General features: G+C 68.9%; 15 protein-coding genes and 1 tRNA gene. 4 read left to right on the top strand and 12 right to left on the bottom strand.

The window, feature by feature from the left end; genetic code table 11:
- Positions 1–12: 12 nt before the first annotated feature.
- Genes paaC through paaA form a run of 3 tightly spaced genes read right to left on the bottom strand, consistent with a single transcriptional unit; the run spans position 13 to position 2,182 of the window.
- Positions 13–843 carry a 1,2-phenylacetyl-CoA epoxidase subunit PaaC gene (gene paaC / locus ACX80I_RS13485; protein WP_459345626.1) on the bottom strand — a complete coding sequence of 277 codons (831 nt, stop codon included), beginning with the start codon at positions 841–843 and terminating at the stop codon, positions 13–15.
- Positions 840–1,157: a 1,2-phenylacetyl-CoA epoxidase subunit PaaB gene (paaB, locus tag ACX80I_RS13480; protein ID WP_459345625.1), complete on the bottom strand. Its 318-nt coding sequence runs from the start codon at positions 1,155–1,157 to the stop codon at positions 840–842. The genes paaC and paaB overlap by 4 nt, the downstream gene beginning before the upstream one ends.
- A 2-nt stretch (positions 1,158–1,159) precedes the next feature.
- Entirely contained in the window at positions 1,160–2,182 is a 1,023-nt protein-coding gene (gene paaA, locus ACX80I_RS13475; protein ID WP_459345624.1) for a 1,2-phenylacetyl-CoA epoxidase subunit PaaA, read from the bottom strand.
- Positions 2,183–2,337: 155 nt separating this feature from the next.
- Here paaA and ACX80I_RS13470 point away from each other — a divergent pair, with 155 nt between their 5' ends.
- Positions 2,338–2,961 (top strand): TetR/AcrR family transcriptional regulator, encoded by a 624-nt coding sequence (locus ACX80I_RS13470; RefSeq protein ID WP_459345623.1) that lies wholly within the window; start codon positions 2,338–2,340, stop codon positions 2,959–2,961.
- Between the two features lie 46 nt (positions 2,962–3,007).
- Here the strand turns inward: ACX80I_RS13470 and paaZ are convergent, their stop codons facing one another.
- Genes paaZ through ACX80I_RS13450 form a run of 4 tightly spaced genes read right to left on the bottom strand, consistent with a single transcriptional unit; the run spans position 3,008 to position 7,985 of the window.
- Entirely contained in the window at positions 3,008–5,095 is a 2,088-nt protein-coding gene (gene paaZ, locus ACX80I_RS13465) for a phenylacetic acid degradation bifunctional protein PaaZ (RefSeq protein WP_459345622.1), read from the bottom strand.
- A 33-nt stretch (positions 5,096–5,128) separates the two neighbouring features.
- Entirely contained in the window at positions 5,129–5,992 is an 864-nt protein-coding gene (locus tag ACX80I_RS13460; protein ID WP_459345621.1) for a 3-hydroxyacyl-CoA dehydrogenase family protein, read from the bottom strand.
- Positions 5,989–6,780 carry an enoyl-CoA hydratase/isomerase family protein gene (locus tag ACX80I_RS13455; protein ID WP_459345620.1) on the bottom strand — a complete coding sequence of 264 codons (792 nt, stop codon included), beginning with the start codon at positions 6,778–6,780 and terminating at the stop codon, positions 5,989–5,991. The genes ACX80I_RS13460 and ACX80I_RS13455 overlap by 4 nt, the downstream gene beginning before the upstream one ends.
- The gene (locus ACX80I_RS13450; RefSeq protein WP_459345619.1) at positions 6,777–7,985 is read right to left on the bottom strand and encodes a thiolase family protein; all 1,209 of its coding nucleotides are present in this window, start codon (positions 7,983–7,985) and stop codon (positions 6,777–6,779) included. The genes ACX80I_RS13455 and ACX80I_RS13450 overlap by 4 nt, the downstream gene beginning before the upstream one ends.
- Positions 7,986–8,162: 177 nt before the next feature.
- Here ACX80I_RS13450 and purD point away from each other — a divergent pair, with 177 nt between their 5' ends.
- The 3 genes from purD (at position 8,163) to ACX80I_RS13435 (ending at position 11,549) form a co-directional block, all read left to right on the top strand.
- On the top strand, positions 8,163–9,455 hold the full coding sequence (purD, locus tag ACX80I_RS13445; protein ID WP_459345618.1) for a phosphoribosylamine--glycine ligase: 1,293 nt from the start codon (positions 8,163–8,165) through the stop codon (positions 9,453–9,455).
- The gene (locus ACX80I_RS13440; protein WP_459345617.1) at positions 9,452–10,351 is read left to right on the top strand and encodes a phosphoribosylaminoimidazolesuccinocarboxamide synthase; all 900 of its coding nucleotides are present in this window, start codon (positions 9,452–9,454) and stop codon (positions 10,349–10,351) included. The genes purD and ACX80I_RS13440 overlap by 4 nt, the downstream gene beginning before the upstream one ends.
- A gap of 208 nt (positions 10,352–10,559) precedes the next feature.
- Entirely contained in the window at positions 10,560–11,549 is a 990-nt protein-coding gene (locus tag ACX80I_RS13435; RefSeq protein WP_459345616.1) for an NHL repeat-containing protein, read from the top strand.
- A gap of 52 nt (positions 11,550–11,601) precedes the next feature.
- On the opposite strand, the gene ACX80I_RS13430 is transcribed toward ACX80I_RS13435, so the two are convergent.
- The 5 genes from ACX80I_RS13430 to ACX80I_RS13410 all read right to left on the bottom strand — a co-directional run bounded on the left by ACX80I_RS13430 (position 11,602) and on the right by ACX80I_RS13410 (position 18,797).
- Positions 11,602–11,678, bottom strand: a tRNA-Pro gene (locus tag ACX80I_RS13430).
- Positions 11,679–11,777: 99 nt separating this feature from the next.
- The gene (locus ACX80I_RS13425; RefSeq protein ID WP_459345615.1) at positions 11,778–13,643 is read right to left on the bottom strand and encodes an ABC transporter ATP-binding protein; all 1,866 of its coding nucleotides are present in this window, start codon (positions 13,641–13,643) and stop codon (positions 11,778–11,780) included.
- A complete protein-coding gene (locus tag ACX80I_RS13420; protein ID WP_459345614.1) occupies positions 13,640–15,463 on the bottom strand; it encodes an ABC transporter ATP-binding protein in 1,824 nt (607 codons plus the stop codon). The genes ACX80I_RS13425 and ACX80I_RS13420 overlap by 4 nt, the downstream gene beginning before the upstream one ends.
- 105 nt (positions 15,464–15,568) lie before the next feature.
- The gene (locus ACX80I_RS13415) at positions 15,569–16,510 is read right to left on the bottom strand and encodes a metallophosphoesterase (RefSeq protein WP_459345613.1); all 942 of its coding nucleotides are present in this window, start codon (positions 16,508–16,510) and stop codon (positions 15,569–15,571) included.
- 28 nt (positions 16,511–16,538) lie between these two features.
- On the bottom strand, positions 16,539–18,797 hold the full coding sequence (locus tag ACX80I_RS13410) for a transglycosylase domain-containing protein (protein ID WP_459345612.1): 2,259 nt from the start codon (positions 18,795–18,797) through the stop codon (positions 16,539–16,541).

The following is an 18,797-nucleotide window of genomic DNA, read 5'->3' as shown; positions in this document are numbered from 1 at the left end:
TCGTGCTTCCGGTCACCAGGTGGCGCCCGGGTGCTGACGGGCCAGCACCTGCATCTCGGCCAGGATGTGGCCGCGCTGCTCGCTGAACTCACCGGAACGGTTTCCACCGTAGGCGCCGGGGACGCCGGGCAGGTCGAGGCCGGCTTCACCGAGGGCAGCGCCGATCCGCCGGTCGAAGTCGGGGCGGAGGGAGGACGGCAGCACGGCGGCGCCGCCGAGGGAACGGACCAGGTCGTCGTCGTCGTGGAACAGTTCATCGACGTAGGGCCACAGGTAGTCGAACCCGGCCTGGATGCGCCGCCTGGATTCCTCGGTGCCGAGACCCAGGCGCAGCACCCACTGGGTTGCGTGGTCCTGGTGGTACTGGACCTCCTTCAGGGCCTTGCCGGCGATGGCTGCAAGCGTGGGATCCGTCGAGGACACCAGCCGGCGGTAGAGCTCGTACTGGTAGAAGGAGAAGATGAGCTGACGCGCGATCGTCTGTCCGAAGTCGCCGTTCTCCTGTTCGACGAGGCGGCACGAGCGGAATTCCTCCTCGTCCCGGAAGTACGCCAGGTCGTCCTCGGTCTTCCCCCACGCCGTGCCGGCGTAGGTGAGGAAGAAGCGGGCATGTCCGAGCAGGTCCAGGGCGATGTTGGCCAGTGCCACGTCCTCCTCGAGTTCGGGAGCGTGGGCGATCCACCCGCCCAGGCGCTGGGCGAGGATCAGGGCGTCGTCTCCCAGCCACAGGGCGTAGCGGGCGACGTCCTCGGGCGCCCTGGTGCCGGCGGCGGCGATCTCCTCGGCGCTGATGGCGCTGCCGGCGCTGATCCTCGTGGCCGAGTCGTGGGATGCGAAGCTCACAGGTGCTTCACTCCTTCACTCTTCGTGTAGTAGATGGCATGCCGGTAGCTCTTGCCCTGGGGCGATTCGAAGTAACCGCCCTTGGAGTCGGGATCCGATGCGGTGATCGCCTCGGAGGGGATGACCCAGACGGACGTGCCCTCGTTGCGACGGGTGTACAGGTCCCGGGCGTTGCGGATCGCCATGGTCGCATCCGGGGCATGCAGCGAGCCGGCGTGGACGTGGGAGAGCCCGCGCGAGGACCTCACGAACACCTCCCACAGCGGCCACGCGGCAGATGATGCTGCGCTCTCGGCGGGGTCGCCGGAATCCATGCTCAGGCTCCTGCGAGTTCGGCCGAGGCGCGCTGCGTCGCCCTCTTGCCGGCGTACGCGGCTGCCGCTTCGCGGACCCAGGCGCCGTCGTCGTGGGCTTTGCGGCGGGTCTGCAGGCGCTGGACGCTGCAGGGGCCCTTGCCGGACAGCACGGCCTTGAACTCGTTCCAGTCGAGCTGCCCGTAGTCGTAATGTCCGCGCTCCTCGTTCCACCTGAGGTCGGGATCGGGCAGGGTCAGGCCCAGGGCCTCGGCCTGCGGGACGATCATGTCCACGAAGCGCTGGCGCAGCTCGTCATTGGAGAAACGCTTGATGTTCCAGGCCATCGACTGCTGGGAGTTGGGGGAGTCCTCATCGGGAGGGCCGAACATCTGCAGGGCCGGGCCGTATGTGCGGTTCACTGCGTCCTGCGCCATCTTCTTCTGCGCGGGCGTTCCGTGGGAGAGCTCGAGCAGGATCTCGAAGCCCTGCCGCTGGTGGAAGGACTCCTCCTTGCAGACGCGCACCATCGCCCGGCCGTAGGGACCGTAGGAGGCGCGGCACAGCGGGACCTGGTTGGCGATGGCAGCGCCGTCGACCAGCCAGCCGATCGCCCCCATGTCGGCCCAGGTGCGGGCCGGGTAGTTGAAGATCGAGGAGTACTTGGCCTTGCCGTCCAGCAACTGCTGGGTGAGGACGTGGCGTGGGGTTCCCAGCGTCTCGGCCGCGGAGTAGAGGTACAGGCCGTGTCCGGCCTCGTCCTGGACCTTGGCCATGAGGATGGCCTTGCGCTTGAGCGAGGGCGCCCGGGAGATCCAGTTCCCTTCCGGCTGCATGCCGATGATCTCGGAATGCGCGTGCTGGGAGATCTGGCGGACGAGCGTCTTGCGGTAGGCCGCGGGCATCCAGTCCCGTGGCTCGATCCGGGAGTCGGCGGCGATGAGGCGGTCGAAGTGCTCCTGCCCGGCGCGGTCCTCGTCGGAGGGAACGGGGCCGGCAGCCTCGGCGGCAGGGATGGAGCGGAGCCCGGGAGTCTGCGTCGTCATGGTGTCCCATTCTTCGAAGGTGCCAGGCCAGGAGACTGACTGACCGTTCGTTCAGAATATAATGTTCATGGGACCGGGTCAACGCTCCCTGGCCGCGCAGGCCGTTCTAGACTCGTACTTCCACGTCCGTCCTCCCCGTCGAAACAGAGGTCCTCATGACGAACGCACCGGCGCCCGCGTCCGCGCCGACGGATACGCCGCGCCGGGGCCGGCCGGGCTACGACCGCGAGACGCTGCTGCGCGTGTGCGTGGACGTCTTCAACCTCCACGGGTACGACGCGACGTCGATGGGCACCCTGGCCGGGCACCTCGGGATCTCCAAGTCCGCCATCTACCACCACGTCGAGTCGAAGGAGGAGATCCTGGAGCAGGCCCTGAACCGGGCCCTCGATGCCCTCGAGGAGGTCATCGCCTCCGAGGACAGCGCCGCCGTGTCCGACCTGGAGCGGCTCGAGCACGTGGTGCGGCGGACAGTGTCCGTGCTCGTCGACCAGATGCCCTACGTGACCCTCCTGCTGCGGCTGCGGGGCAACTCCGACGTCGAACTCCGGGCGCTCGAGCGTCGGCGTTCCATCACCGCCCAGGTCGCAGCGTTCATCGAACGAGCCCAGCAGGAAGGCTCGCTGCGGACCGACCTGAGCAGCCGGTCGGCCGCCCGCCTGCTGCTGGGCATGATCAACTCGATCGTCGACTGGTACCGGCCCGAGGCCGGCAAGTCCACCGGTGAGCTCGCCGACACCGTCGTCGCGCTCGCCTTCTCCGGGTTGCGCGCTCCGTAACTGGGTCGAAACCCGGTTCGATGGCCGAGGCCGCCGTGCGGTCCGATCAGGCGGAGGGCCAGGTTTTGGCGACCAGTGTCAGCACGTCGTAGGTCGCCACGATCTCATCGCGCTGGTTGTGCAGGACCACGTCCCAGCACACCTCTCCGTACTCGTCAGTCACCCGCGGCGTGATCTGCTTCGCCGTCAGGGTCACCCGGATGGCGTCGTCGTAGGTCACGGGCGTGATGAATCGCAGGTTCTCGAGACCGTAGTTCGCCAGGACGGGTCCGGGCGCGGGGTCGACGAACAGCCCCGCGGCCCAGGAGACGAGCAGGTAGCCGTGGGCGACCCGGCGGGGGAAGAACGGGTTGGCTGTCGCAGCGTCCTCGTCGGTGTGAGCGTAGAAGGTGTCGCCGGTCGTTCCGGCGAAGTCGCTGATGTCCTCGAGGGTCACCGTGCGGAGCTCGGACGCGAACTGGTCGCCGATGCGCAGGTCTTCGAGCGATTTGCGAAAGGGGTGGATGCCCGTGCCGTTGTCCACGCTCTCGCGGGTCACGGTCTCCGCCGTGCCGCCCCGATGCCAGATCCCGGTGATGGCGGTGAGGATGTCCGGCGGACCCTGGATCGCGGTGCGCTGCATGTAGTGCTTGACGCCGCGGACGCCGCCGAGTTCCTCGCCGCCGCCTGCACGCCCCGGCCCGCCATGGATGAGGTGGGGCATGGGGGAGCCGTGACCGGTGGACGTCGTGGCGTCCTGCCGGTTCAGGTAATGCACGCGGCCGTGGTGGGCGCTGATGCCGGCGGCGAAGCGGGCCGCGGTGGCGCCGTCATTGGTGCAGACGGTCGCCACGAGTGAGCCGCCGCCGAGAGCGGCCAGGCGCACGGCGTCGTCGATGTCGGTGTAGCCGATGACGCTGGTGACCGGCCCGAAGGCTTCGACGACATGCACTTCCGGCGTCAACGGATCGTCGAAGGACAGGATGGTGACGGGGAAGAAGGCCCCTGCTGCCTCATCGGCGCCCGTCGGGGCGTCCGGACCCCCGAGGCGGACCATGCCGCCCGCTCCTACCAGTCGCTCCACCGCCTTGCGCACTTCGGACTGCTGCTCCTTGGACGCCAGGGCACCCATCGTGACGCCGTCGGTGCGCGGGTCGCCGACCACCACCCGCTGCTGCACCCGCTCCGCGACCGCCGAGACGACGTCCTCGACACGGTTCTGCGGCACGATGACGCGGCGGATGGCGGTGCACTTCTGCCCGGCCTTGGAGGTGATCTCGACGAAGACGGCCTTGACGAAGGCGTCGAATTCCGGGGTGTCGGGCGTGGCGTCCGGACCGAGGATGGCGGCGTTCAGCGAGTCCGTCTCCGCCGTGAACCGGATGCCTTCGTTGAGGACCCTGTCGGAAGAACGCAGGGTCTGCGCCGTTCCGGCGGACCCGGTGAAGGCCACGTGATCGCGGTAGTCGAGGTGATCGAGCAGGTCCCGGGCGGAGCCGGAGATCAGCTGCAGCGACCCCTCGGGCAGGATCCCGGAATCGACCATCAGCCGCACGCAGGCCTCGGTGACATAGCAGGTAGGAGTGGCGGGCTTCACGATGGTCGGCATGCCGGCGAGGAAGGACGGTGCGAACTTCTCGAGGAAGCCCCAGACCGGGAAGTTGAAGGCGTTGATCTGCACGGCGACGCCGGGCATCCGGGAGTACAGGTGCTCACCCAGGAACGATCCGTCCCTGGACAGCTGCTCGACGGCCCCGTCCACGATGACGTTGGCGTTGGGAAGCTCGCGGCGACCCTTCGAGGAGAAGGTGAACAGGGTGCCGATTCCCCCGTCCACGTCGAAGAAGTGGTCCTTGAGCGTGCCTCCCGTGAGGTAGGAGACGTCGTAGAGTGCCTGCTTGTGCTCGGTGAGGTACTGGGCGATCTCCTTGAGCTTGAGCGCGCGTTCATGGATGGTGTACTCCCCGAGCGAGTGCTGTCCCACCGTGCGCCCGAACTCGATGGCTGCCCTGATGTCGAGCCCGTCGGTCGATATGCGGGCGACCGTCTCGCCGGTCGATGCGTCCCGAACCTCGGTGACCTTCTGCGGGTCGTCCGGGGTCCACCATCGGCCCTGGACGTAGCTGGGGAGGATGGTCTGGGTCTGGAGTGCCACGGGAGTCCTTTCACTGCGATGTCGGGGGTGGATCTAGTCGTCGTAGGTGTAGAAGCCCTTGCCGGTCTTGCGGCCCAGTTCCCCGCGATCCACCATGTCGCGCATCAGTTGAGGGGGCTCGAACCGGGGGCCCAGGGTGGAGGCCAGGTACTCCGCGATCCCGAGGCGCACGTCCAGGCCGACGATGTCCGTGAGGGCGAGGGGGCCCACCGGGAACCTGTAGCCCAGCACCATCGCATTGTCGATGTCGGTTGGCGAGGCGACACCTTCCTCCACCATGCGGATGGCTTCGATCGCGATGGCGACGCCCAGTCGTGACGACGCGAAGCCGGGGGCATCACGAACCACGACCGGCGTCTTGCCGAGGTCCTGGACCCACTGCACGGAGAGGTCCCTGAGTTCGGGTGCGGTGTGCCTGGAGATGACGACCTCGACGAGCTTCGATGCCGGTACCGGGTTGAAGAAGTGCAGGCCGCAGAACCGTTCGGGCCGGGCCAACTGTTCGGCCAGTCCGTCCACGGACAGTGAGGACGTGTTCGTGGCGAGCCAGGCGGTAGGGGAGAGGTGGCGTTCGACGTCCTGCAGGGCGGAGACCTTCAGGTCCCAGGACTCGGGGACGGCCTCCACGACGAGTCCGGCCGGCGCGAAGTCGGCAGGGTCGAGGGAGACGGTGAGCCGGCTCGCGAGTTCCTCGACGGTGCTGCCGACGGTCCCGCGTTCCACGGAGGCGGCGAGGTCCCGTTCGATGCGCTGGCGGGCTGAATTCGCTGCTGCGTCGTCACGTTCCACCACCGTGACCGTCGAGCCGGCGACGAGGAGGGCGTGCGCAATGCCCCCTCCCATCCGGCCTCCGCCGAGGACGCCCGTCACGGCCGGGATGGTCTGCGCGGGGCTCATTCGTGCTCCTGGTGCGGCGGGTTCTTGCGGTCGAGGAAGGCCTGCATGCGGTCGAACTTGGCTTGGGACTCGAACAGCACGGCCTGGGCGAGCTCATCGATGTGCGGGTGGGCCGACCGGGGCGCGGCGAAGACGCGTTTGGAGATGCGCACGGCGAGTGGATCCTGCCGGGCGATGCGGTCGGCCAGCGCGTGCGCAGCTGCGAGCAGGTCGCCGGGGGGATGCAGCTCGGTGACCAGGTGCAGGGCGAGGGCCTCCTCGGCGTCGAGGATCCGCCCCGCCAGCAGGATGTCCAGCGCGACGGGCTCGCCGACGAGCTCCTTGAGCCGCCACAGCCCGCCTGCGGCGGCGATGATTCCCAGGCCGGTCTCGGGTTGCCCGAGCCGGAGGTCGGGGGTGGCGATGCGGAAGTCGGCCGCGTAGGCCAGCTCCGCGCCTCCCCCCAGGGCGAAGCCGTCGATCGCGGCGATCACGGGCAGGGGCAGCCTGTGGATCCGGTCGAAGATCTGCGAGTTGATCCCGGTCAGCGCGTCGTCGCGGCGTCGTTCCCTCAGCTGCGCGATGTCGGCTCCGGAGGCGAAGATCCCCCTCCCGTCGGCACGGGTGCCGGAGAGGATCAGGATTTTCGGCACGCGCTCCAGGTAGCCGCACACCGTGTGCAGTTCCTCGACCACGGTGGCGTCGATGGCGTTGCGTACTGCGGGGCGGTCGAGGGTGATGGAGAGGCGGTCCTCCCGTTCCTCGCTCCGCAGCGCAGTGAACTCTCCGCCGAACTGCCGGCCGGTCATGGCGTCTCCACGAGGAGGGCGCTGCCCTGGCCGACGCCCACGCACAGGGTCGCCAGCCCCCGTGCTGCTCCTTCACGCTCCATCCGTCCGAGCAGCGTGACCACCAGGCGTGACCCTGATGAGCCCAGCGGGTGTCCCAGGGCGATGGCCCCGCCGTACCTGTTGACGATGGAAGGGTCCAGCCCCAGGCGTCGAATGCAGGCGAGGGACTGCGTCGCGAAGGCTTCGTTCAACTCGACGGCATCGAGGTCTGTGATGCTCCAGCCCGCGCGCTCGAGCACCTTCTGCGTGGCGGGGACGGGCCCGAGGCCCATGAGGTGCGGTGGGACGCCGGCGGAGGCGCCGTCGACGATCCGTGCCCGCGGAGTCAGCCCGTACTTCTTCACGGCGGCTTCGGACGCGACGAGGATCGCGGAGGCTCCGTCGTTCAGGGAGGAGGAATTCCCGGCCGTGACCACCGAGCCGTGAGTCACGACCGGGCGCAGCCCGGCCAGGGTCTCCATCGTCGTTCCGGGGCGCGGTCCCTCGTCCGTGTCGACGACGGTCTCGGTCCCCTTCCGTCCCTGGACCGGAACCGGAAGAATCTCCTGGTCGAAGGAGCCGGCCTTGATGGCGGCGATCGCCTTGTCGTGCGATGCCACGGCGAATGCGTCGGCGTCCTCCCGTGTGACGCCGTCGACCCGCGCAACCTCCTCGGCGGTCTCGGGCATCGAGAACGTCATCTTGTCGATCTTCCGAAAGGCGGGATTCGTGAACCGCCAGCCGATGGAGGTGTCGAAGACCTCTCCGGGCTTCGCATAGGCCGTGGTCGGTTTCTCCATCACCCAGGGAGCACGGGACATCGACTCCACGCCGCCCGCGACCACCAGCTCCGCCGCTCCGGCCTTCACCATGTGGGAGGCCATCGTGATCGCACTTAGCCCGGAGGCACACAGCCGATTGACGGTGATCCCGGGTACGGTGTCGTCGAAACCGGCCAGCAGCCACGCCATGCGCGCGACGTTGCGGTTCTCCTCACCGGCGCCGTTGGCATTGCCCAGGATCACCTCGTCGACGGTCTGTGGGTCGATGCCGGCGTCGGTCACCACCTGCCTGACCACCAGGGCGGCCAGGTCGTCCGGGCGTATGCTCGCCAGCGATCCGCCGTACCGCCCGATCGGGGTGCGCCTGCCACCGACCAGGAAGGCTTGGGGAAGGAAAGACATGAGGCAGCTCCCGTCACGACGGGCGAGGGGTCGTCGTCGACTCCTAGTTACTGACCGTTCGTTCACCAAAGAATCCCATGCTGATCAGGGCCCGTCAACACGGGCCGTCCCGCCGGGTGGCGTAACAGGGGACGGGCGCTGTGTGCGTCGGAACCCTCTCCAGTACGCTGTCCTACTGTGAAGGTTCTTGTGCTGGGCCCCGGAGGCCGCGAACATGCCATCGTCCGGGCCTTGCTGGCCGACCCGCACGTCCGGGAGGTGCACGCGGCCCCCGGCAACGCCGGGATCGCCGAGGACGTCCCGACCCACGACGTCGACGCGAACGACCCCGCCGTCGTGACCGAACTGGCCCGCCGGCTCGGCTCCGACCTTGTCGTGATCGGCCCTGAGGCCCCGCTCGCCGCCGGCGTCGCCGATGCGCTGCTGGAGGCGAACATCCCCGTCTTCGGTCCCACGAAGGCTGCGGCCCAGCTCGAGGCGTCCAAGGCGTTCGCGAAGCAGGTCATGGCCGCTGCCGGCGTACCCACCGCGATGGCCCGGGTGGCCGCGACGGACGAGGAGGCGATCGAGGCGCTGTGCACCTTCGGCGCCCCGTACGTCGTGAAGGACGACGGGCTGGCCGCCGGCAAGGGCGTCGTCGTCACCGACGACCTCGAGGCGGCGCGTGCGCATGCGTCGGCGTGCTTCGAGGCAGGCGGCACCGTGGTCATCGAGGAATACCTCGACGGACCCGAGGTCTCGCTGTTCGTCCTCTCCGACGGCAGCACCGTGGTCCCGCTCGCGCCGGCCCAGGACTTCAAGCGCATCTCCGACGGCGACCAGGGCCCCAACACCGGGGGCATGGGCGCGTACTCGCCGCTGGAGTGGGTTCCCGGGGGCCTCGTCGACGAGGTCGTCGCCCGCGTCGCGCAGCCTGTGATCGACGAGATGGCCCTTCGCGGCACGCCCTTCGCCGGTGTCCTCTACGTGGGCCTCGCCCTCACCTCGCGGGGCATGCGGGTGATCGAATTCAACGCGCGGTTCGGTGACCCCGAGACGCAGGCGGTGCTCGCCCGGCTGACGACGCCGCTCGGGGGAGTGCTGCTCGCTGCCGCGAAGGGCGCCCTCGACCAGGTCGACCAGCTCAACTGGTCACCGAGGACGGCCGTCGCCGTCGTACTCGCATCCGAGAACTACCCCGATGCTCCCGCGACCGGGCGCCGCATCCGCGGGCTCAAGAAGGCCGCGAAGGTCGACGGCGCGCACGTGCTGCATGCCGGCACGGCGCTCCGCGACGGCAAGGTGGTCAGCGCCGGCGGCCGCGTGCTCGCCGTCGTCGGACTGGGGGACTCCCTCGAGGATGCGCGGTCCACCGCCTACGAGAGCCTGGAGCTGATCGAGCTCGAGGGTGGCCAGTACCGGACGGACATCGCGCTGAAGGCCTCCCGCTCCGAAGTCAAGGTCACCGGGCCCGCGGCGGCTCCGGCATGAGCACCTTCGCCCCCGCCCACCTCGAGCTGCCCGGCTGGCGGCACGTCTACTCCGGCAAGGTGCGGGACCTGTACGAACCGGAGGACGGGCGCGACGACGTCGTCCTCGTCGTCGCGAGCGACCGGATCAGCGCGTACGACCACGTCCTGGCCACGGAGATCCCCGACAAGGGGCGTGTGCTGACCCAGCTCAGCCTCTGGTGGTTCGAGCGGCTCACCGTCATCCCCAACCACGTGATCGCCTCCGACGGAGCCGGCGGCGTGCCGGCCGCCGTCGAGGGCCGGGCCATGATCTGCCGGAAGCTCGTCATGTACCCGATCGAGTGCATCGCCCGCGGCTACCTCACCGGGAGCGGGTTGGTCGAGTACCGGGAGTCGCAGACGGTGTGCTCCCTGCCGCTGCCCGCCGGGCTGGTGGACGGCTCACGCCTTGAGCCGGCCCTGTTCACGCCCTCGGCCAAGGCCGAGGTGGGCGAGCACGACGAGAACATCAGCTACGACGCCGTCGTCATGACCGTGGGCGACGACGCCGCGGCGCAGCTCCGTTCACTGACGCTCGACATCTACACGAGGGCCGAGGCCATCGCCCGGGAGCGCGGCATCATCCTCGCGGACACCAAGGTGGAGTTCGGCCTCGACCCATTCACCGGCCGCATCACGCTCGGAGACGAGGTGCTGACCCCCGACTCCTCCCGCTTCTGGGACGCCGCCCTCTACGCACCCGGGCAGGCGCAGCCCTCCTTCGACAAGCAGTTCGTGCGCGACTGGCTGAGGTCCGACGCCTCGGGTTGGGACCGCCACTCCGAACCGCCGGCCCTGCCGCAGGATGTCGTCGAGCGCACGCGTGCCCGCTACATCGAGGCGTACGAGCGGCTGACCGGGCGCACCTTCGCCTGAGGCTCCGCAGGCCTTGCCGTAGCGGGGCTGGACAGGCACGATGGGGCCGTGACCGGAATGTGATCGCGGTCCGGCCCCTGGTCGATACCCTGCCACCGGGCAGACTCGGCCGCATTCCACGATGATCGACCCTCTCCAGATCTCATTCGACACAGCGCCGTGCGGACCCTCCGGAAGGGGCCCTCGCGGCGCACCAGCGAGGAGCACAGTGAACACCAGCCAGAACACCACGGGCCGATCGGCCACCCGCCGGGCACTCCGCGCCGCTGCTGCCGCCGTCGCGGCAGGCATCCTCCTGCCGGGCACCGCCGCCGTCGCAGCCCCTCCCTCTCCGTCCAGCCAGGTGGCCCCCGCCTTCTCCAGGCACCAGGACAGCACCATTCCCCTCCCCGGCGCATCGTCGGCGGAGGGCATCGCGGCCGGCAGGGGCAAGACGTTCTATGCGGGCGACCTCGGCCGGGGGGACATTTTCCGCGGCGACATCCGCAAGGGTACGGCCGAACTCTTCATCGACGCCCCCGAGGGCAGGGCCGCCGTCGGACTGAAGGCGGACGTCCGGAACAAGCTGCTGTTCGTCGCGGGTGGCGCGACGGGCCAGGCGTACGTCTACGACACCCGCACCGGTGCCGCGGTCGCGGAGTTCCAGCTAGCCACGGGGGACGCGTTCATCAACGACGTCACGCTCACGAGGGACGGAGCCTACTTCACGAACTCCCGCAGTGCCGAGCTGTACTTCCTCCCGGTGGGACCGCGGGGGGCCCTCGGGGAACTGCGGACGATCCCGTTGTCCGGACCGGCAGCCGAGGTGGTGACTCCCGGATTCAACCTCAACGGCATCACCTCCGTCGACGGCGGCCGGACGCTGATCGTGGCGCATTCGGCGAACCAGGCCGTCTACACGGTGGATCCGGAGACCGGGGCCAGCGCCCTCATCGCGACGGGGGCGCTGCCGAACGTCGACGGCATCCTGGCCAAGGGCGATACGCTCTACGCCGTCCAGAACAGGCTCAACCAGGTCAGCCGGATCGACCTGTCCAGGGACCTGTCCAGCGGTGTCGTCGAGGACGTCATCATGAGCCCGCTGTTCGAGGTCCCCACCACGGTGGCCCTGTTCGGCAACACGCTGGCGCTCGCCAACGCCAAGTTCGGTGTCCCCGATCCCGACGGGTACGAGGTCGTGACCACCGCGGCCCGCTGACCGCGTCCTGACATGGGAAAGGCCCGCCGGCGTCTGCCGGCGGGCCTTTCTGTGGTCGGGGTGACAGGATTTGAACCTGCGGCCTCGTCGTCCCGAACGACGCGCGCTACCAAGCTGCGCCACACCCCGGTGTCGCTCCGGAAGGCGTGGACCTCCCGAACAGCAACTGTCCAAGAATAGCCGAGGATCAGCGGCGAGGAAAACCGGACCCGCCGAGCGCACGCCGAATCACACGAGCGAGTCCTTCCACGCCGCGTGCAGGGTGGCGAAACGGCCCGTTCCGCCGATCAGCTCCGCCGGCGTCCCATCCTCCACCACCTGGCCGTCGTGCACTACGAGGACGCGGTCGGCGATGGCCACGGTGGAGAGGCGGTGCGCGATGATCAGCGCCGTCCGGTTGCCGAGGAGCTTCTGCAGGCCCTCCTGCACCAGGCGCTCGCTCGGGATGTCGAGCGATGAGGTCGCCTCGTCGAGGATGAGGACGGTCGGATCGGCGAGGAAGGCCCGGGCGAAGCTGATGAGCTGCCGCTGCCCCGCGGACACGCGCCCGCCGCGCTTGTTGACGTCCGTGTCGAAGCCCTCGGGAAGCTCGAGGATGAAGCCCTCCGCACCCACGGCCCGGGCTGCCGCCACGATCTCCTCGCGGCCGGCATCGGGCCTGCCCAGGGCGATGTTGTCCGCCACGGATCCGCTGAAGAGGAACGCCTCCTGCGTGACCATCACGACGGCGCGCCGCAGGTCCGTCGTCGCGAGGTCCCGGAGGTCCACGCCGTCGAGCGTCAGGACGCCCTCCGACACGTCGTAGAAGCGGGCGATGAGCTTGGCGATGGTGGACTTGCCGGCTCCCGTCTGACCCACCAGGGCGACGGTCTGCCCGGCGGGGATGGACAGGTTCAGGGTGGGCAGCACCACCGGCCCGTCCCCGTAGCGGAAACCGACGTCGGAGAACTCGATGGTTCCGCGTGGCTGGGGCAGGGGCACGGGGTTCTTCGGCGGCCGGACGGTGGGCACTTCCTCCAGCAGCCCGGAGACCTTCTCCAGGGCTGCGGCGGCGGACTGGAACGAGTTGTAGAACATGGCCATCTGGTCCACGGGCTGGAAGAAGCGCTTGCTGTAGAGGAGCAGGGCGAGGAGTGCACCCACCTCGAGGGTTCCGCCGAGCACCCGGAACCCGCCGAACACCAGCACGACGGCGACGGTGACGTTGCCGATCAGCACGAGCCCGGGCTGGAAGATCCCGTTCAGGTTGATGGAGCGCACGGTGACCCTGCGGTAGTCCTCGGCCAGCTCGTCGTACCGGCGTGCATTGACCGCCTCCCGGCGGAACGCCTTCACGGCGCGGATGCCGGTCATCGTCTCGATGAAGTGGACGATCAGCTTCGCCGACACCACGCGGGATTCGCGGTAGGCGATCTGCGAGTGCTTCTGGTACCAGCGGGCCAGGAAGAACATCGGGACCGCCGCCGCCAGGATCAGGAAGCCCGTCCGCCAGTCGAGGGCGAAGATGGTCGCGGCGGTGAAGAGCATGAAGATGACGCCCGAGGCGAGGGAGCTGACACCGGAATCGAGCAGTTCCCGCAGCGCATCGAGGTCCGAGGTCTGCCGCGAGATGATGCGCCCGGACGTGTATTTCTCGTGGAACTCGAGGCTCAGCCGCTGCGTGTGGCGGAAGACCCGCACCCGGAGGTCCAGCAGCATGGTCTGGCTGAGCTCGGCCGTCGCACGCACGTAGCCCGCTGTCAGGACCGAGGCGAGTACCGCCGCCAGGAGATAGGTGCCGCCGGCCGCCCACAGCAGGAGCGGATCGCCCGCGATCAGGGCGGGCAGGGCGTGGTCGATGCCGAAGGCGATGACGGCCGGCCCTGCCACCCGGGCGGCCTGGGAGATGACGACCAGGAGGAGGGTCCACAGGAACTGCCTGCGGTTCGGCCGGATGAGCGAGCCCAGCAGCCGGAAGGACCTCGAGCGCACGGACTTGCTCTGCGCCCGGTCGAGCAGGACGTCGTCCTCGTTGAGGACGCCGGCGGAGGTCGCTCCCCGTGGTTCCCTCCCGTTGTCCCCGGGGACCCCGCCGGGTGCTGCCGTGCGGCTCATGCCAGCGCCTCCTCGTCGTCGTGCTCCGGCGGGGCCGTGCGTCCCAGCTGAGCGATCTCCTCGTCATCGAGGCTGGCGATGACGTAGCGGTAGTGGTCGTTGCGGGCCAGCAGTTCGGAGTGCGAGCCGACGTCGGCGATGCGCCCGTCCTGCAGGAGCGCCACGCGGTCCGCCAGGGCGACGGTGGACGGCCGGTGCGCCACGATCAGCGTGGTCGTCGACCTCAGGACGGCGCGCAGCCCCTCCTCGACGCGTTCCTCGGTCGCGACGTCGAGCGCCGAGAGCGGGTCGTCGAGGACCAGCACCGTGGGGCGCGCGGCGATCGCCCGTGCCAGGGCGATGCGCTGGCGCTGGCCGCCGGACAGGCTCAGGCCCTCCTCGCCGATGAGGGTGTCGAGCCCTTCCGGCAGGGCGAACGCGAACTGTGCCTGCGCCACCTCCAGCGCCTCGGTGAGGACCCTCTCGGCCTCCGGGCCGGTCGCATCGGAACCCATCAGGACGTTGTCCCGCACGGAGCTGGAGAAGAGCGTCGTGTCCTCGAAGGCGACCGCCACGAGCGTCCGCAGCTCCCCGAGGCTGAACTCCCGCAGATCCACGCCGTCGATCGTGATGCTGCCACCGGTGACGTCGTACAGCCGCGGGACGAGCTGGAGGAGGGTGCTCTTGCCGCAGCCCGTGACCCCGACCAGGGCCATGGTCTCGCCGGCCCGCAGGTGCAGGTCGATGCCGTCGAGGACGTCGCCGGCGTCGTCCTGCGCATCGGGATAGCGGAAGTGGACGGACTCGAACAGGACCTCGCCGCGGGGCTCGGCGAGGTGGGCGGGCTCGCGGGGATCCGTGATCGTGTTCTCGGAGTCCATGACCTCGTAGTGGCGGTCGATGGCAGTCTTCGCCGTGAAGGTCATGGCGAGCAGCGGGCCGATGAATTCGACCGGCCCTGCAACGGCTGCGGCGGTCGCGAAGAAGGCGACGAGCGCCCCGATGGACACGGTCCCGTCCGCGGCCAGCATGACGCCGACGACGAGGGACGCGCCCAGCGCGAGTTCGGGCAGCAGCGTGACGGTCATCGAGAAATTGGCGAGCGACTTCGCCTTGAAGATCTCGGTCCGGCGCAGTTCCTCCGCCTGCTCCTCGAAGTCCTCCAGCGCCTCGCGGCTGCGCCCGAAGGCCTTCAGGACCCGGATGCCGTGGACCGACTCCTCGACCGTGGTGGCGAGGTCGCCGGCCTGGTCCTGGCTCTTCCGGGAGACGCGGCTGTAGGACCTGCGGAAGCGGTAGCCGTAGACCATGAGGGGCACTGCGGCCGCGAGGAAGATCAGAGCGAGCACCCAGCTGGTCAGGAACATCACGGTCACGCCCATGACCACGGTCAATGAGGTGACCACCAGCATGATGAGCCCGAACGCCATCCAGCGGCGCATCAGGTTCAGGTCGCTCATGGCGCGGGAGAGGAGCTGGCCGCTGCCCCAGCGGTCGTGGAACTCGATCGTCAGGTTTTGCAGGTGGCGGTAGAAGGAGGTGCGCATGCTCGTCTCCACCGCTGTGGCCGGAGTGATGACGAATTGCCGCCGCAGTGCCACGAAGGTCGCCTCGAGGACTCCCAGCAGGAGGACGACGCCGGACGCGATCCACACGGTGCGCGCAGACCCTCCCTCCGCCAGGGCGTCATTGACCAGGACGCGCAGCACCTGGGGGATGGCGAGCGCCATGACGCTCGCTCCGAGGGCGCAGAGCAGTCCGAGAAGCAGGCGCGGGATGATCGGCCGGACGTGCGGGTACAGCCGTCCGAGCGATTGCCACAGTGTGATCTGGTTCTTCATGCCAACTCTTCGATGGTCGTTGGTGTCCCCTAGCAACCATGCTAGGGCAGAGCGGCTGTCCCACCGATCATGGTCCGTGACCCCGAAGAAGCAGGGAGATGCCGCTTAGCGGGAACTCCGGGGGGTGAGCGTCAGGAGCACTGCTTCCGGCCGGCAGGCGAACCGCACCGGCGCGAAACGCGAGGTTCCGATGCCTGCGGAGACGTTGAGCGGTACGGTGCGGCCGTTGGAGTCCCACTGGGTCAGTCCACGGGCACGCCAGGTCGGCAGGTCGCAGTTGCTGACGAGCGCTCCGTAGCCCGGGATGCACACCTGGCCGCCGTGGGTGTGGCCGGCGAGGATCAGGTCCGCTCCGCCGTCGGTGAAGTAGTCGAGGACGCGCTGGTAGGGTGCGTGCGCGACGGCGATCCGGATGTGCGGAGCCTCGGCCGAGGTGCTGCTCCCGGGAGGGTAGGGAACGTACCGGTCTCGGCCGAGGTGCGGATCATCGACCCCCGTGAAGTCGATGCGCATGTTCCGGAAGCCGATGGACTGGGCCCTGTTGGTGAGATCGACCCAGCCGGCGGCACCGAAGGCGCTGAACAGGTCCGCCCACGGCAGGTCCTGGGGGCCCTTCGGGGTGATCGACGGCCCTGCGAAGTACCGCAGCGGGTTCTTGAACACCGGAGCGTAGTAGTCGTTCGATCCCGGCACGAAGACTCCCGGAACCCTAAGCAACGGCTCGAGTGCCTCGAGCAGCGGACCGACGGCTTTCTTGGAGCTGAGGTTGTCGCCCGTGTTGACCACCAGGTCGGGCTTCAGGCTCGCGAGGCCGGCGAGCCAGTCAGCCTTGGACTTCTGTCCCGGAACCATGTGGATGTCCGACAGGTGGAGGACCCGCAGGGGAGCGGTGCCGGGCGGGAGGATCGGAACCGTCTCCTCCCGCAGCTGGTACAGCGTGCGCTCGACCGCCGAGGCGTAGGCGAGGGTTGCGGCCGCGGTGGTCAGGGTGAGCCCTGCCGCCCAGCCGAGCGGTGCCCCGCTCCGGGTTGTCTGAGTCGATTTCACGCTAGCTGCTTCCTCCGTCGTCGTCCGCCTATCCCCCAGTGGTACCACCGGTGGAGTCGCCCGTGCCAGTCCCACCGTTGTTGGGGCCGGGTGTCGCAGGAACCACCGTACGGGACGTGCTGGGGATCGGGCGCTGGGGGCCGTTGATCATGCTGGCCGGAGGGTTGGCGAACGGTGCTCCTACGTACAGGCCGGGGATCTGCTGCATGAAGCGCGCCCAGGACGGTCCCGCGATGAGCGAACCGTCGATCTCGGGGTAGACCTGCCCGCCGATCTGCAGGCCGCCGAGCGAGCTGGTTTCGCCCTCACCCTGCCAGTTCCCCACCCAGCTGGCGGTGACCATGCCGGAGTTGTAGCCCATGAACCAGGTCTGCGAACGGGCATCGTTGGTGCCGGTCTTGCCCGCCATCGGGATGTCACCGTATTCGAGGAGCTGCCCGGACCCGTTCGTCATGACGCGCTGCGTGGCGTAGTTGACTCCGCGTGCCACGTCCTGGGAGATCTTCCGCTCGCAGGACACGGCGGGGACGGGGTAGCTCGTCCCGTCGACGGCAGTCACCTCGGTGAGGGCGCGGGGATCGCAGACGACACCCTCGTTGGCGAAGCCGGAGTACGCCTTGGCCATCGACATCGGTGCGGCCTCGCCGCCACCGCCGATCAGGGCCGACGGCTGGAAACCGAACTTCGCTTCCTCGCCCTCGGAGCTCTTCGCCTGGTGGACGCCGAGGCTGTAGGCGATGTCGCGGATCCTGCAGAGGTCCAGCTGCCGGGCACTGGCCATCGTCAGGGTGTTCAGCGACTGGGCGAGACCGTCCAGGACGGTCGTGAAGCGGTAGTTGATGTCACCGTAGTTCTGCGGCGTGTAGCCGTCCTCCTCCTGGATCAGGAATTTCCCGCCCTGCGCGCAGCTGGCCTTCCACTCGTCGAACTGGCGGTAGGTCTTCTTGGTGCCGTCGAGGACCTGGTTCAGGCTCCTCCCGTCCTCCACCCACGCCGCAACGGTGAACGGCTTGTAGGTCGAGCCCGGCTGGAACCCGCCGCCGCCGCCGAGGCTCTTCGACGGGTCCCCGCCGTCGAACTGGTCCACGTTGAAGTTCAGCACCGTGTTGCCCTGGCCCGCTTCGGGGTTGTACCGGGTGTTCTGCGCCATGGACAGGATGTTGCCGGTCTTCGGGTCGAGGCTGATCATCGTGTGCCCCACCTTGCCGTCCGTGGTGTCCGGATTGGCCGTCTCGGTGACGGCGGTCTGCGCCGCGGCCTGCACCCGGGAGTCGAGCGTGGTCTTGATCGTCAGGCCCGAGCGGAACAGCACCTTCTCGCGCTCCTCCGCGGTCTCGCCGTAGGCGGGGTCGTTCATGATGAGGTGCGTGACGTAGTCGCAGAAGTAGGGGGCCTGCGCGGCACCGACGCAGCCGCTCAGGGTCGGGGTGATGTTCAGCTCGAGGTCCGTTGCGATAGCGGCGTCGTGCTGCTCCTGCGTGATCTTGCCGCGGGTCAGCATGGCGTCGATGACGATGTTGCGGCGCTGCAGCGCTCCCTCCGGGTTGGACTCGGGGCTGTAGGCGCTCGGGCCGTTGACCAGACCGGCGAGCAGCGCGCTCTGCTGGATGTTGAGGTCCTTGGCGTCGACGTTGAAGAAGTACTTCGAGGCAGCCTGGACGCCGTAGGTGGTGCCGCTGAAGGGCACGATGTTGAGGTAGCCCTCGAGGATCTCGTCCTTGCTGAGCTCCTTCTCCACGGCGATGGCGAGCTTCATCTCGCGGAGCTTGTCACCCACCGTCTTTCCGCCACCACTGAGCGTGAGCGTCCCGCCGTTCTGGCGGGCGGTGTCGATCAGGACGTTGTTGACGAACTGCTGCGTGATGGTCGACGCGCCGCGCTGCGTACCGCTCGAGACGTTGCTGGCGATCGCGCCGAGGATGCCCTCGAGGTCCACGCCGCCGTGCTCGTAGTAGCGGTAGTCCTCGATGGAGATCAGCGCGTCGCGCATGGTTGGCGACACCTGGTCGAGCGTCACCGGCTGGCGGTTCTCCTCGTAGAGGGTCGCGATGAGGGACCCGTCGGTCGCCACGATCTTGGTGGGCTGGGCGAGCGCCTCGCGCTCCAGCTCAGCCGGGAGTTCCTCGAAGAACTGGATGGAGGCGGAGGCTCCCGTCCCCGCGGCGGCAGCCACGGGTACGAGCAGGCCCGCGGCGAGCACGCCGGCGAGCCCGCTGATCCCGAGGAATGCCATGATCCTGCCGAAGGTGGTTGCCGTGTCGAACAGGGGTGATTTGCGCGCAGCCAT

Source organism: Arthrobacter rhamnosi, assembly GCF_054510855.1.
Note: the sequence above shows the minus strand (reverse complement) of the source record. Positions and strands in the feature narration are given on the sequence as shown.